This window comes from Thiomicrorhabdus marina, assembly GCF_017571465.1.
Lineage (GTDB): Bacteria > Pseudomonadota > Gammaproteobacteria > Thiomicrospirales > Thiomicrospiraceae > Thiomicrorhabdus > Thiomicrorhabdus marina.
Genome location: NZ_JAGETV010000029.1, coordinates 13,859 through 29,289 on the forward strand (window position 1 = coordinate 13,859; position 15,431 = coordinate 29,289).

A 15,431-nucleotide genomic window follows, 5' to 3' on the forward strand; every position below is an offset into this window, starting at 1 on the left:
GCCGGGGTTTGTTTTTTGTTTTGGGCAACAAATCATTCGCCGCGAATAAACTCTGCTGCACCTGCGGCCAAATCTTCATTAGCGAAATCTAAGAAAAAGTGGTCAGCATCTTCCAGTTCCAAGACTGTAATCTTGCCTGCATCCGCTATAGGCGCAATTTTCTCAGGCAAATCCGCAACAACATCGTCTGCAGTACCGATGACAACCATCACCGGCTTAGTGATGTCGTTCAATAGCGTTGGCGTATCAAACTGCGGCTTGACCGTATAATAATCTGCAAAAGCGGCAGCCGTCACATCCGAACCTTTACAGTAGATGAAATCTGTATTCTTCATCATCTGATCACCTTTGCCATCCGCAACCATCTTTTGCGCTTTTTCCAAGGTTGCTTGCTGAGATTTGTCTAGCTTTTGCTGTCCGCCGGTCGCCGGAGCAATCAAGACAACTTTATCAATTTGGTCACTGTCGCGTTCCGCCGCAAACCAAGCGGTTTGGTTACCACCGCGGGAATGCCCCATTAAAGTGACTTTATCCGCGCCTTGCTGCTTCAACCAGTCCATCCAATAACCGATTTCATTCATCGCATCAGTGTGTTTGTGGGTATGCGGTACCGTACAATCATATTCACCATGACGATTATCCAACCCAAACGACAGGTTAATTGCTAATGAACTGATGCCGTTATTGGCTAGGTTTTTCTGTAAAGCGGCGTAAGTTGAACGCTCTTTATGAGTCAAAGTACCGTGGGTTAAAAGCACCACTTCATCAGAAAAGCCTTTTCCATCCGCCATTAATAAATTTGCATTCAAAGTCAAACCTTGCTGCTGCTGGGTCACTTCTTTGACATCCGCTGCTTGAGCGCTTGGCAAGTAACTCGCACCAGCGATAAATAGAGCACCTAAAATCGGCGCAAGCCATTTCTTTTGCATGTTTTTATTCTCCTCAAAAAAACCGCCTAGATTTAGGGAAACGCAGAAGTAAGTTCTGTAATACCATTGCTGAAACCAATATGGACTTATGCTACGTTTCCATAGTTTTCAGCATTCAATCAGGCGCCAAAAACAAGCTCCAATCATAGCAAAAAACACGCTTTCACAAAGTCTGAATTATTAAGTTAATTTTTTAAAGATGATAAACAAAACTTATATCAAAATTTCATGGCATGACACTCATAGCCAAGCTACAGAACCGCTTTAAAAAGCGACACGGTTTGCTCAATTTTTGCTTGACGATGCTCGGGATCTTTATTGCTGTATATGCCTTCAAAACTAAACAGTAGCTGCTCAGCTAGGTCATCCGCCAATAACCCACTTTTATGTAAAGACAGTTGATGTTCGGAAATCCCTTTGTTCACCTGTTGTAAAATCTCACGTGAAACCTGCTGCTGAATTGAACGTAGCGTTTCCTTGGCAAAATTAATTGCTGCGTCTAGAAGCTCTTCATACACATCGTCATTCGGAATATCTAATGGATCTCTGACGTAAAAAAGATGGCCTAGATGTTTAATGTTGTGCCAAACACTATTTTCTGGGTTTTCCTGCAAGAGCTGCTGATATTCGGCAAAACGTTGTTCCGCAAAATAACCAACCATATCGCGTAATAATTCTTCTTTATTGGAATAGTATTTGTATAAAGTTACGCGCGAATAACCGCATTGTTCACTGATTTTAGTCAACGTCGTCTTCTTAAAACCCAGTTCGTTAAAAAGCTCAATCGCGACTTCTAAAATTCTATTTTTAGTATGGATAGACATGAGCGGCTTCTCCTTGGATTTTCTTAATTTTTATCTGGCTGTACAAAAGCACTCATTAATTACGTTATTCGACTTTGCCATTCGGCCTAAAATGCCCAGTGTCTTCCCCCTTAGCTCAAAACATCAACCCGGCAATTTCAATCAGATAAATAACGATTTTAGTGAGGGAAACGTAGAATAAGTCCCCATTTATAAATACTGAAAAAACCTTATAACAATATCATTTTTTTTATTAAAAGACTTCATAAACGCGATAAATGAAATACTTAAAAACATATGCAAAAAAAAGTTTACACAAAATAATATCAACAATTCCTAATTTATCATCAATTTTTGCAACTAATTTTTATACTCACCCTATTAAGCTAATTAATCAACGTACAACAGCAGATACCAAGGGAAACATAGAATAAGTCCCATTGACTTCAGCGAGGAATTTGCAGAGATAAATTCTAGGCGGCGTTTGAGAAGGCTAATAACGAAGTGACTCTTCAAAACCTCGCTCACAGGAGCCTAGTCTAAATTTTACTTTGCCTGAAGTCATTTGGACTTGTTCTGCGTTTCCCAAGTTCTACTGATAACGGAACTCTTTACAAAAAATGACTACAGATGGGAAATATCCCTAGCAAACCTTTAGCCCCGCAGGGCTTTGCGTATAATAACGACAATCATTTTTTAGGAATGGAATGCCGTGTCGACATCAGAATTCAGCCTGCTATCCGGGTTTCAACAACTGCAACAACAAATCAACCAGCAAATCATCGGTCAACCGCAACTGACGGAACGTATGTTAGTGGCGCTACTTGCCGAAGGCCATATCTTAGTCGAAGGCCCGCCAGGGCTAGCCAAGACTAAAGCCATCAAAACCCTTGCCGAGTTGATTGAAGGCAGCTTCCACCGCATCCAGTTCACGCCCGACTTATTACCTTCCGACATCACCGGTACCGAAATCTACCGTCCGGAAACCGGCGCTTTCGAATTCCAAAGCGGCCCGATATTCCATAATCTATTGCTCGCCGATGAAATCAACCGTGCACCGGCTAAAGTGCAAGCGGCTTTGCTAGAAGCGATGGCGGAGGGGCAAGTCAGTGTCGGCAAGCGTTCAATGCCAATGGAAAAGCTGTTTATGGTTATGGCTACTCAGAATCCACTGGAGCAAGAAGGGACTTATCCTCTACCGGAAGCGCAACTTGACCGTTTTATGATGCACCTAAAAGTCGATTATCCGGAGGCGGAAGCGGAATTACAGATTCTTGAACTGGCAGAAAACGAAGCCCGCCAAACACCAACCGCGGATGCGATCCTGATGAGCCAAGAGCAATTGTTCCAAGCGCGCCAAGAAGTGCTTGGTTTATATATGGCCGACAGCATTAAGGACTATATTGTGCAGTTGGTCATCGCAACTCGCCAAGGAGCCAAATACAGCCAAGAATTGGCCGATTGGATTGCCGTTGGTGTCAGTCCACGAGCTACCATTTCACTTTCGCTCGGCGCACGTGCACACGCTTGGTTAAACGGCCAAGAGTTCGTCACCCCGGATAATGTACAAGCGGTGATTCATGACGTCTTCCGTCATCGTCTTTTGCTGAACTTTGAAGCACAAGCGCAGAACCTGAGTGAAGACGACATCACCGATAAAATTCTGCAACTGGTGCCGGTCGCCTAACTTCATGTCGGCTATGAACGATTTACTATACAGTCAACTGGATGAGCTAACATCCTGGCGGTTTCACGTGAAGCAGAAAAAGCTGGTGCAGCAACAAAAATTGCTCGCCACCAGTCAAGGCGATCATCATGCAGTACGGAAAGGTCGAGGCATGACCTTTAGTGAAGTACGCCAATACCAGGCCGGTGACGATATCCGCCATATTGATTGGCGTGTTACCGCCCGCACCCAAAAAGCACATACCAAGGTGTTTGTCGAAGAACATGAGCGCCCGACTTTGATTCTCGCCGAACAGAGTCCGGCTCTGTTTTTCGGTTCGCAAGTGCGCCTGAAAACAGCGCAAGTTTTAAATATAGCGGCGATTCTCGGTTGGGTGTCGTTACAACAACAAGAGCGCGTCGGCGGGATTTGCTTCAATGCGCAACAACAGATTTGGGTTGCGCCGAAAAAGCCGCAACAAAATCTACTGAATTTCTTGCAGCAGTCCATCGGCTTGCAGCAGCAGCTGCAAAAACCGGGAATCGGGCAGAGCGGTTATTGGCAACAAGCCTTGCAACAGCTACAAAAAAACCTGAAGCCGGGTTCTAAAGTATTTTTAATCGGCGACATGCTGCAATTTGACAGTAACTTGTTCGCAAACCTGAAACAGCTGCAAGGCCATGCCGAAATCGTCGCGATTCATGTTTATGATCCATTAGAAAAACAGATTCCGGAACTCGGCTGGCTCAATATTCAAGGCTTGCAAGGGCAATTGATGCGTCTGGATAGTTTCCGTAATAAAACTCGTCAGAACTATCAGCAACTTTACCAGCAACAGTGGCAAGAAATCCGTCAAGCCTTTAACCGCTTACGCATCCCGTTAATCGAAATCAGCAACCAAGATCAGCCGGTTAAGGCACTGGTCAAAGCGCACGTCATCCTTTAAAAAGCAAGAGAGTCGATGGATCCACAAGTTTTACAACAACTGCATGACATTCAACTACCCGACCCGATTGGCTGGTGGCCGATGGCCTTTGCCTGGTGGATTCTGCTGTTGTCGGTTACCTCGATTATTATCGGCATTATCTGGTATTTCACCGACCAACGCCGCCGCAATGTCTATCGTCGTCAAGCGCAGAAAAGCCTGCAACAAATCATGCAAAAACAGGCTTCCGATGACAATAAAATCATGCAGATTAACGCCCTGCTGAAACAGGTTGCCGTGACCGCTTACGGTCGCCGTCGCGTCGCCGCTTTGCATCAAAATCAATGGCTGGAATTTCTACAAGACAATGCCAGCTATATTCCACAACCGGATGTGATAAAACAATACTCGCAACTGGCGTATGCACCGCCAAGTAGCCAAAACGCCGAACTGACCGATGCATGGCATGATTATGCGCAACGCTGGATTAAGGGACATCATCAATGAACTGGAGCGCTTATCTTGCCAATTTCGAATTCATCTGGCCGTGGATGTTCGCGCTCTTACCGCTACCTTGGTTACTAAGAATTCTATTGCGACCGGTGGCAGAAAACCAAAGCACCCTATTCGCGCCCAATATCGTCGCCCGCGTCAGCCATTCACTGCCGAGCGAAAATCTGGTCGAGCCGGAATACCCTCGTTATCGTGTTCCGTTTGGCTTTACTTTACTGTGGATATTGCTGGTTATCGCCGCCGCACGTCCAGTCTGGTTTCTCAATCCAACCCCTTTCCAACAAAGCGGCAAAGAGATGATGTTGGCGGTCGATTTATCCGGCTCCATGCGCCGCGCCGACATGTATCTTGGGGGCGACAATGTCGACCGTTTGACGGCCGTAAAAACCGTAGTCGCGCAATTTATCGAACAGCGTCAAGGCGACCGCATGGGCTTAGTGGTATTCGGTTCGCAGGCGTTTCTACTCAGCCCGTTGACCTACGATTTACAGACCGTCAAAACCTTGCTCAACGAGAGTCAAATCGGCATGGCCGGCCGCAATACCGCCATTGGCGATGCCATGGGGTTGACCCTCAAACACTTACGCAAAACTGGTCAGAAACACGCGGTATTAATTCTATTAACCGACGGCTCTAACACCAGCGGTATCGACCCGATTGAAGCCGCTAAACAAGCGCAAAAATTGCACCTGAAAATCTATACTGTCGGCGTCGGTCAGGATCGTCCTAACGGAGCGATCATGCCGAGTCGTACCGATATGGATGTTGCGACCTTAACCAAAATCGCGGAAATGACCGGCGGGCAATTTTTCCGCGCCAACGATACCGCCGAGCTGCAACAGATTTACCAATACATCAACCAGCTGGAAGCCGTACAGCATGATGTTTTCAGCTACCGTTTGCGGAGCGAACTGTATTTCTGGCCGCTTGGTGCCGCAATGTTACTGAGCCTGCTTCTCGCTTGGCTACAACTGCGTAGAATGGGAGGGTAAATGCTCGGATTCGACGTTCATTTCCTTCGTCCTTGGTGGTTCTTAGCGCTGCTTCCGGCTGTATGGTTGCTTTGGAAAGCGTGGCAAGTCAAAGCCAAACAAGGCGCTTGGCATCAAGTCATCGCCCCGCAATTTCGCGAGTTGCTACTATCTTCTCCGCAAAATCAATCGATGCTTGGGCAACGTATGTTCCTAACCGGCTTGGCACTTATCTGGCTGATGATGAGCATCATTCTGGCTGGACCAAGTCTGAAAAGCGTCGAGATTCCAGCACAGAAGTCGCAACAAGGAACGGTGATTGTGCTCGACTTGTCGTTGTCGATGTTGGCCGACGATTTAAGCCCGAATCGGCTAGCGCAGGTCAAATACAAACTGACCGACTTGTTGACTCAACATCCAGAACTTCCGGTTGGCATGGTTGCCTATGCCGGAAGCGCGCATACCATCACGCCGATTTCCGAGGATAACCAGACCTTGCTCGGTCTTTTGCCAACACTCAATCCGTTGATTATGCCGCACTACGGCTCCAATCCAATCGCCGGTTTCGAGCAGGCCAAAAAACTATTAGATGGTGCCCATGTCACTCAGGGGCAAATTATCTGGATTACTGATGATATTGAAACATCGCAGATCGAGCCAGTGAAAAATTGGTTTGCCGGCAACGATTATCAACTGAATATCATGACCGTCGGCACGCCGACCGGAGCGGCGATTAATGTGCCGGAACACGGCTTATTGCGCGACGACAAAGATCAATTAATTATTGCTCACCTTCCCGCACAGCGTTTTGCCGAAATCAGCCAAGCGCTACAGGCACCGATTCGTTCGCTACAAGTGCAAGATCAAGACATCAATTGGCTAGTACCGGAATTTTTCAACGCCACCGATAAGGAACAGCAGAAGCAAGAGAAAAACGTTGTCCATCCGCTGGATGAAGGCGCCGCGCTGTTATTAGTTCTCGTGCCGCTGATTGCCTTGCTATATCGTCGCGGTGTTCTGTTCAGCCTGCTGCTTATGCCACTGTTTTTAATTGGGCTTAGCACGCCGAATCCGGCACAAGCCGAAGATCAGTTGGATGATTTGGCGAATATGTTCCAGTCGCATGACCAACAGGGCTATAAAGCCTTCCAGCGCGATAATTTCCAATCCGCTGAAGCGCTTTTTGAAGACAAACAATGGCAAGCTTCCAGCCTGTATCGACTCAGGCGCTACCAAGAAGCGGCTCGTCTTTTCGAGCAAGACCATAGCGCCAAAGGTCACTACAATCGTGGCAACGCCCTCGCTTTCTCCGGCGACTTACAAGGGGCGCAGAAAGCGTATCACCAAGCGCTAAAACTCGAGCCGAAGATGAAAACCGCTCAGGACAATCTGGCACTTATCGAAAAACTACTTGATCAGCAGATGCAGCAACAGGCGCAACAAAAAAGTCAACAAGCCAACTCACAGCCGGAAAATAGCGGTCAAGAGCAACAAGGTAGCGACAATGCGCAAGGCGATAAGCCTGAACAGGAGAGTTCCGACAGCGGCCAACAAACGCCGGAGCAACAAGAACAAAACCAACAAGACGCCAACAGCGACAGTGCCGAACAAAGTGGCGAAGGCGAGCAAGACGGACAAGGCGAACAAAGCAATGCCAATCAATCCAACCAACAATCGGTGGATGGTAAGGAGTCGCAAGAAGGTCAACAAGCCGGTTCGCAACAACAAGGCGCGCAACAGTCCGATGGCCAGTCTGGAGAAAGCGGAAGCGGCCAACAGAATGAGCAGGATTTAAGCGATCCTGCCGACGGCCAAAGCAAAGACAAACAACAGGCTAGCGCGGCACAACAAGGCGAAAACGATGATGAAAAATCCGCTTCGGAGAATGAACAAACGGCCGGCGCATCACGCATTATGGATGACGAAAACAGCGACGGAATCGGCGCTAAAAACTGGGAAGAACAACAAGCGACCGAAGCTTGGCTGCAACAGATTCCCGACCAACCGGGATTGTTCCTACAACGCAAATTTGATTATCAGTATCAACTGAACAAACCGAGCCAGAAGAAATCGGAGAAGACATGGTAAAACAGATTTTGCAGCGCGGACTCGTGCTTTTGGCAGCATTGAGCATCAGTAGCTTGGCATGGGCAGATCGTTTGACCATGAAAGTGGAACGCGATCTGATTGAACAAGGTGACATTATTTCACTATGGGTCGAGGCGGATTTTCAGACTCTCGGCAATACTTTGGAATATCAGCAACTGGATGAAAACTTTCAGGTGTTGTCTCGGCAACGCAGTAATTTCTATGAATTCGTCAATGGCGTGTCGAATGCAAAAACCCGTTGGCATCTGCGTATTCTACCGAAGAAAACCGGCAAGCTAATTATCCCTGCGGTCAAACTCGGCGACGTCTCTAGCCAGCCGCTGATTATTGAAGTTAAACAGAGCAATAAAGCCAATGGTGATAGTTCGCAAACAGCCTTTATGCGTGCTGAAGTAGAAAGTACCGAAGGTTATGTGCAACAGCAATTCTTATATCGTCTGCGCCTATATTATCGCGGCAAGATGCTACCGGGAACCGGCAATATGCGACCGCCAATTTTCAACGATTCCCTATCCGACACCCTGCAAGACGAGCAGACTTACAGCACCGTTATCGACGGTAAAAACTACACAGTACATGAATGGGTCTATGCGCTATTTCCTCAAAGCAGCGGTGAACTAACCATCGCACCGAGCACAATCAGCGGTGTGCTCAGCTTTAATGGTCATCAAAAAGTGGTGGAAACCGAATCCAACCCGATTACATTGACAGTAAAACCGGCGCAAGATTTAGGGCAAGCCTATTCAAAAACCCAGCCTTGGTTGCCGGCCAGTTCAATGCTACTGGAACATCAATGGCAAACCTTACCGAATGAAATTAAGGTTGGCGATAGCCTGAGCCGCGTGATTACTTTGCAAGCTTACGGCCTAAAAGCGAGCCAGTTACCGGAAATTGATGCCACCGACGGCAACGGCTACAAAGTCTACAATCAACCGCCGCAAACCGCCGAAGAGAAACTCGATAGCGGCATAGTCAGCCGTGTGCAGGTGACCCAGAATTTCGTACCGACTACTACCGGAAAAATGCGGATTCCGGCCTATCAACTACGCTGGTTCAATACCGCCACGCAACAATTTGAAACCCTACATATAGAAGCGCAGGTTTTCGATATTAAAGCAGCACCTGGACAGGTCAGTTATCAGCCGATAGAACCGACTAGCACGACATCGAAAATAACCGATTCGACAAAGAGCGATGATAAATCGGACTGGTTGATCTGGCCTTTAGTGACCACTTTTTTTGCCATTGCTTGGTTAGTAACCTTGATTATGTGGTGGCTGGCTCGTGGACAGAAAGCCCAAGTCATTGCAGCTGATGAAGAGCAAGAAAGCGCGCTTCAAGCAAAAGCACTTACTCAAAATCAGTGGTGTCAGGCAGAGGATAAAGTTTTCTACCAACAGTTACGTCAACATCTATTAGAAAAATTGCAGATTAAGCAACTTAGCGATTTACAAGCCCTTGACGCCGGTGATTTGCAACAGCAAATCCAACAGTTTGAAAATGCGCTTTATGCTCCAGAAACGACGCACGATAACAGCAAAAATGCTGAACTAAAGAAGCAGATTTGCGAACGGCTAAATAAGCTTAAGACAGTCAAAGACCCAAAGAAAACCTGGACTAAAAATACCGAGTTACAGCAACTTTACCCAAAACCATAACGGCACAGTAAATCGCAACAAAGGTTATTTTCTTTGCGCCACGACCCTATTGCGTCCGTTCTCTTTGGCTTGATATAAGGCGGCATCGGCGCGGTTGATAAATGACTCCGCATCATCGGTTGCTCGATATTCGGCGACCCCAAAACTAGCGGTCTTTTTACCAATGACGTCAAACTCATACTCGGCGATCTTGGCGCGTAATTTTTCTGCCAAGACGACCGCGTCTTCGAGCTTAGTTTCAGTGCAGAATACAATGAATTCTTCGCCGCCCCAACGCCCGGCGATATCGCTTTCACGCACGGTATTTTTAAGGATTTCTGCAAAGCTCACCAAGACCTTATCGCCGACATTGTGTCCGTAATCGTCATTCACTGATTTAAAGTGATCAATGTCGATCAAGATCATCGAAAAACGATTTTCATAACGTTTAATCCGCAACATCTCCTGCAATAAGAAGTCATTCAATTTATTACGGTTGTAAATGCTGGTCAAAGGATCATGCTCGGAACGAACCTGCATCAGCTTTTGGTAGGTAATGTCATGGGCGACCGCTTGATATTCGACCAATTTGCCGTCTTTAAATTCTGGAATAATTCGTGTATCGAGCCAGAAGTATTGGCCATCTTTAGCGCGGTTCTTAATCTCGCCATTCCATATTTTGCCGTTAGAAATAGTGCTCCATAGCTCTCTATAAAAAAGCTCGCTCATCTCACCACTTTTGAAAATAGAATGCCGTTGACCAATTAGCTCTTCTCTAGAATAACCACTGAGTTTGCACAGAGCTTGACTGACATGCGTGAATCGTCCCTGCAAATCGGACGTCGATGTCATCACATAATCATTGATAATATCCAGCGCCTTCACATTACGTTTTAAAGCGATGTCCAACTCCTGATTTTGCTTTTGAATCAAAATCTCATTGGCTTTTTGGTCGGTGATATCCCTAACCGAAGCAGACAGAAATGCCTCTCCGTCAATGGTTATTTTGACCGCTGTAATCGACGCTAGATAAGAGGTACCGTCTTTTCGAGTATGAAACCTTTCAAAGTGAACGGGTTCGAAATCTATATGCTTGGTTAACTCCTGGAAGTCTTCAATCGTTTGAACACCTTTATCCCAATCCAAAACATCCAAATCTTTGAGCTCGTGATTTGTGTAACCAAGCAGCTTACCAACCATCTCAGAATGCTCAATTAAGCGACCGTCGAAAGGATTCATAATAAACAAACCATCAGAAGAGAGCGACAGAATGCTTTTATATTTTTCGCGCTCTTTGTCTAATTTAAGCTGTAGCTTTTTCTGCTCGGTAATATCCAGAACCGCACCAATCGCCAACTGCGGGTTGCCGTCTTCATCGTAATTGGTTCTGCCATGTTCAAGCACATATTTAATACGTCCATCGTCCATTAACAAACGATGCTCGATTCGATATGGCGTTTTATCTTTAACCGATCTGTCAAAAGATTGGTTAACCTTATCAACATCGTCGGGATGGATTACTTTTAAGAAACTGTCGTAAGTAGGCAAAAATTGTTTAGAGTCTATTCCAAAAATACGATAAATTTCATCCGACCAATTCAACTGATTATTTTTAAAATCGAACGTCCAGCTACCAAGCTGGGCAATACTTTGTGCTTGCTTGAGTTGATTCGAGGTTTTCTCCAACTCACTTTTTAAAGCCACTTCTTCGGTGACATCAAATAACGTGACAATATAGCCCTGTTCATATATTCGACCGCCAACCATAACTTGGTGAACCGAGCCATCCTGAAAACGAATTTCATAAAGGTCACTTTTAATAATGTCGTGGTTGTGCGGAGCTTGTTCGAGATGAGCCTTCCAACGCGCAGCAATTTCCTCACGACATGCGGAACTCAAACACACCTTATGTAGCCAAGTTTCGGTGTCTGGGACCAGTTTTTGGTCATAACCAGTCTGCTTAACAAACTCTTGATTTCGGCGATACAGTTGACCGTCTTTATTGACATAAGCGATTGGAAAAGGGATGAGATTGAATAAAGTTTCGAATTTGTTTTCGCGCATCGCCATGCGCTGAAAGACCGGTAGAATAATGAACATTGCCTCAATCAACAGTGTCAGCAAAGTGCCCAGTAAAATAAAACTTTCTCGCGTTTTCAATTCCGCCGTTCTGCTTTCCGACTCTTTTTGAAACTCAGAGACCGCATAATCAAGGCTTGGCAGTAGTTTGGAAGAGAACGCAAACACCTTTTCGACATATTCCGCATAATGTTCGCCGGGCGCTGATTCCAACAGTGTCAGATAATCTTGCACCTGCACCGAGATTGCCGTTGGCTGGTCGAAGTACAGCGATTTCATGTATTCGGACGGCAGATGCTCTTGGATATATTGAAAATCCTCACGCATCAATTTAATCAACTGTTCACGTTCGGCAGCTAAATCAAAATCTTTGTTTGCGTAAACTCTAGCGGTTAACAAAGCCGTTCTTTGTGAAAGCATACGCTGCTTACCGCTTAGATTGATTAACTCCGCATAACCTTCATTATTCTTTATTCCGGCAGTCATGGTCGCATAGCCAAGCAACGCCCAAGCCGCCAAAGACAAAAGCACCAAAAAATACAGATTTTTTAGAGTAAATATTCGTTGCTGCTTTTCGCCGGAATTCAAATTCACTCACCCAGCCTCCTGTCAGGGAATTATTTACGGAAGTGCGGGACAAACACCCTAGCTTATTGACTTAACCAGTATAAGGCAGTTCCTGACAGAACTTATGAAATGTAAAATAAAATTTATGCGTCTAATCAACTAAAAAGCATTTTTTAACTTATTTGGAGTGCAAAAGCACATTACTTCGAAGTTAAAAGTAGTTAAAAAGAGTTAAGGAAGTGCAGAATAAGTCCCCATTGACTTCAGCCATTTGGACTTGTTCTGCGCTTCTTTAATTAATTGAGATGACGAGTAAATTGCTAGGAACAAAGATTGGTGATTTTTTCCACCAGCTGTTCAATTGTATATTGCTTATTACGCTCTAAAACCAGCAGAGGGATGGATACAGATTCTAGTATCGACTTCGTCTCAACATCTAACAGAAGGCCTTTATCGTAATTAACCAGCCCTATCACGCAAAATAGTGTCCATTGTTTATCAAACATGACAAAATCGAGCCTTTTCTGGTGAAGTTTGTCGACACCGCCCTGCCAACCACTGTTTCTCTCCCACTGATTTATATCCGGCTCAACGATAATACTTAAATCAAGTTTTGGAATAATATGGAATTCGGACTCAGCAATTTGTAGTAACTGCTGCATTATCCTTAATTCAACGGCATCGCAAAATGGCTCTTTTATTCTGTATTTCATTTTTTAATTCGATCTACTTTTACACACAGCGAAACCTAAGGAAACACAAAATAAGTCCCCATTGATTTCAGCGAGGAGTTTGAAGAGATAAATTCTAGGCAGCGTTTGAGAAACATAGCCTTCGCTATGGTTGAGAACGCTAACAACGAAGAACTCGACGCCCGAAGGGGTAAGTCGAGACAGGGGCATAGTAAAATTTGTCTGAGCGGTGTTGTCTGTTTTTGCCAGGTCTAGACATGACCGCAAACAGACGCCTTACTTAGCCTAAATTTTACTATGCCTGAAGTCATTTCGACTTGTTCTGCGTTTCCCTAAAAAAACTGCATGGAATAGCCATTTGAATTTGTTCTGTATTTCCTTTATTTAAGGTTCCTATAGTCCTAATAAACCGATTCCTAAAAGAGGATTATTATCGCCTGTTGCATCACCTGAGTCGGTCTCAGGCGTATAGGCACCTTCCAGAAATTCAATTGACTGATAAAGGTCTGCTCGATTACCCGACACAAGCTTTCCGCTATAGTTCGTGTTTGGAACACCTCCCAGCATAATTGCCTCTTTTAACTCCTTAGCCGTTTTATTTGGATATAAGTGGCTCAAATAAGCTGCAATTCCGGTAACGACAGGGGAAGCCATAGAAGTACCAGACATATAGGCATAGCCTCCAGGAATGGTTGAATACACATCCGTTCCAAAAGCGGCAATGTCCACCGATTCATTTCCATAATTACTATAATCGGCAAGGTTACCTTGGTTATCAATTGCCGCAACGGACAAAATATTTTCTGATGTCGCACTTGCCGGATAAGAATTACTACTCAACAAAGACAGCCCAAACAGCGAAGAATCAAGATTTGCCCCACTATTGCCCGCTGCCGCAACAAACAAATGCTCCGGAGAACTCTCAATCATTGCTGTTAATACTGCAGATTCCGTCGCGCCGCCATACGAGTTGTTACTAATCTTAGCGCCATTTTTTATTGCATACTCCAACGCGTTTGCCGCATCGGAAAGATTCCCTGAACCATTTTCGTCCAGAACCTTTAACGCCATAATTTTTACTTTACCATCAGCAATTCCATGAATACCTAGGCCATTATTAGATTGTGCTCCAATCACCCCGGCAACATGAGTTCCGTGGCCATTCTGATCTGTTACATCAGTATTTCCATCAACAAAGTTATAACCATGCAGGTCACCCACGTAACCATCTCCGTTACTGTCATTCTCATCCAAATTAACCCAAATATTCGGCTGTAAATCAGGGTGGGAAATAGCAACACCAGAGTCAATAACAGCAACGACAATGGCTTCTTGCGATTGTTCCGAACGGCTTGATAATGCTTCAAGCAGTCCAATATCTTCACCGGTAACGCCTTCTGTTCCATTCGCCTGTGGAACTTGTTGACCAATATTATCCAAGTAATACTGCTTACCAAATTCCGGATCTACGCTTGCAGAAATTTCTGAATCAATCTCGACAAATTCGACTAGAGGCGATGCGGAAAGCCATTTTTTCAATCCTTCAAGGCTACGAGCTTCAGGAATTTCCACAAAAACTAAATTTGGAACCAAGTCTGACTGAAATTCAATTTTCAAATTTTGGCGTAATAAAAACTTCTGTACACTGCGGCTCGGCAAAGCGTCAGCAAACTTAATCATAATGATTTTTGGTTTAAAATTTAAAGTACTACCGGAAAGTTTTAATGGATTCGCCACTGATCCAGCAGCGTGAATAGTCTGAACACTAAGGCTAGTGATTAAAACCATAGAGAAAATCATATATTTACTGAACATGGGACTCCCTTATAAAAAACCACAGAGTAAGAGTATTTTACTTAAAACCCGTAAACAGAAAAAAATTATCTATTTGATTAACAAGTGCTTAGACCTCCTCCAAACGCAAAAACATAAAGTATTTAATTTAAGTTAAAAAACGCACCAAATGTAAAATAAGTTTTAACAATAATTAATAACCCTTATAAAAAAGGGGTAAAAAAACTTATATAAGAATATTTTACTAGTCTTATATATTTACAATTTGATATAAAAGTTAAGCGCAAAAAATACTTCCAAAATATTTTCTGTGCATTAACAACTTAAACTAAAAAAAACCTTACACAGGATACGAAGCAATGACTACTAGTCTACCAACACTAGATACACTACCTTTAGCGACAGTACTTGATACTTTAACGGGCTTACTATCTCTGGACGCTGCGCCTGCACTTCCAGCAGTTCCTTCTCTAGACGCACTTCCAGTAGCAGGTCTGCTTGACACGGTAACTGGCCTACTTTCTCTAGAAGCTATCTCTGCACCTGCACTTCCAGCAGTTCCTTCTCTAGATGCACTTCCAGTAGCAGGTCTGCTTGACACGGTAACTGGTCTACTTTCTCTAGAAGCTATCTCTGCACCTGCACTTCCAACAGTTCCTTCTCTAGATGCACTTCCAGTAGCGGGTCTGCTTGACACGGTAACTGGCCTACTTTCTCTAGAAGCTATCACTGCACCTGAAGTACCA

The 15,431-nt window shown here is 44.8% G+C and carries 12 protein-coding genes; 7 read left to right on the plus strand and 5 right to left on the minus strand.

Annotation, left to right across the window (positions count from 1 at the left end; translation table 11 throughout):
- Positions 1–32 precede the first annotated feature (32 nt).
- Together J3998_RS11450 and J3998_RS11455 are read right to left on the minus strand one after the other, a co-directional pair.
- A complete protein-coding gene (locus tag J3998_RS11450) occupies positions 33–929 on the minus strand; it encodes an alpha/beta hydrolase (RefSeq protein ID WP_208150807.1) in 897 nt (298 codons plus the stop codon).
- A gap of 251 nt (positions 930–1,180) precedes the next feature.
- Complete coding sequence (locus J3998_RS11455) at positions 1,181–1,753, minus strand: TetR/AcrR family transcriptional regulator (RefSeq protein ID WP_208150808.1); 573 nt, start codon at positions 1,751–1,753, stop codon at positions 1,181–1,183.
- A gap of 691 nt (positions 1,754–2,444) precedes the next feature.
- On the opposite strand from J3998_RS11455, the gene J3998_RS11460 reads away from it, so the two are divergent.
- From J3998_RS11460 to J3998_RS11485, 6 genes are all read left to right on the plus strand, one after another.
- Positions 2,445–3,419: an AAA family ATPase gene (locus J3998_RS11460; RefSeq protein ID WP_481924062.1), complete on the plus strand. Its 975-nt coding sequence runs from the start codon at positions 2,445–2,447 to the stop codon at positions 3,417–3,419.
- Between the two features lie 67 nt (positions 3,420–3,486).
- A complete protein-coding gene (locus J3998_RS11465) occupies positions 3,487–4,344 on the plus strand; it encodes a DUF58 domain-containing protein (RefSeq protein ID WP_208150809.1) in 858 nt (285 codons plus the stop codon).
- Positions 4,345–4,359: 15 nt separating this feature from the next.
- Positions 4,360–4,830, plus strand: coding sequence for a DUF4381 domain-containing protein (locus J3998_RS11470; RefSeq protein WP_208150810.1), 471 nt, complete (start codon positions 4,360–4,362; stop codon positions 4,828–4,830).
- Positions 4,827–5,828 (plus strand): VWA domain-containing protein, encoded by a 1,002-nt coding sequence (locus J3998_RS11475; protein WP_208150811.1) that lies wholly within the window; start codon positions 4,827–4,829, stop codon positions 5,826–5,828. The genes J3998_RS11470 and J3998_RS11475 overlap by 4 nt, the downstream gene beginning before the upstream one ends.
- Positions 5,829–7,895 (plus strand): VWA domain-containing protein, encoded by a 2,067-nt coding sequence (locus J3998_RS11480; protein WP_208150812.1) that lies wholly within the window; start codon positions 5,829–5,831, stop codon positions 7,893–7,895. It begins immediately after the preceding gene.
- Positions 7,889–9,574 (plus strand): BatD family protein, encoded by a 1,686-nt coding sequence (locus tag J3998_RS11485; protein WP_208150813.1) that lies wholly within the window; start codon positions 7,889–7,891, stop codon positions 9,572–9,574. Before J3998_RS11480 ends, J3998_RS11485 begins: the two co-directional genes overlap by 7 nt.
- 24 nt (positions 9,575–9,598) lie before the next feature.
- Here J3998_RS11485 and J3998_RS11490 read toward each other — a convergent pair whose 3' ends face one another.
- The 3 genes from J3998_RS11490 to J3998_RS11500 all read right to left on the minus strand — a co-directional run bounded on the left by J3998_RS11490 (position 9,599) and on the right by J3998_RS11500 (position 14,706).
- Entirely contained in the window at positions 9,599–12,226 is a 2,628-nt protein-coding gene (locus tag J3998_RS11490) for a diguanylate cyclase (protein WP_208150814.1), read from the minus strand.
- Positions 12,227–12,519: 293 nt separating this feature from the next.
- On the minus strand, positions 12,520–12,912 hold the full coding sequence (locus J3998_RS11495) for a DUF2726 domain-containing protein (RefSeq protein WP_208150815.1): 393 nt from the start codon (positions 12,910–12,912) through the stop codon (positions 12,520–12,522).
- Positions 12,913–13,284: 372 nt separating this feature from the next.
- Positions 13,285–14,706, minus strand: a complete 1,422-nt coding sequence (locus J3998_RS11500; protein WP_208150816.1) for a S8 family peptidase — start codon at positions 14,704–14,706, stop codon at positions 13,285–13,287.
- 338 nt (positions 14,707–15,044) lie between these two features.
- Here J3998_RS11500 and J3998_RS11505 point away from each other — a divergent pair.
- A partial coding sequence (locus J3998_RS11505) for a hypothetical protein (protein ID WP_208150817.1) occupies positions 15,045–15,431 on the plus strand: 387 nt, incomplete at its 3' end.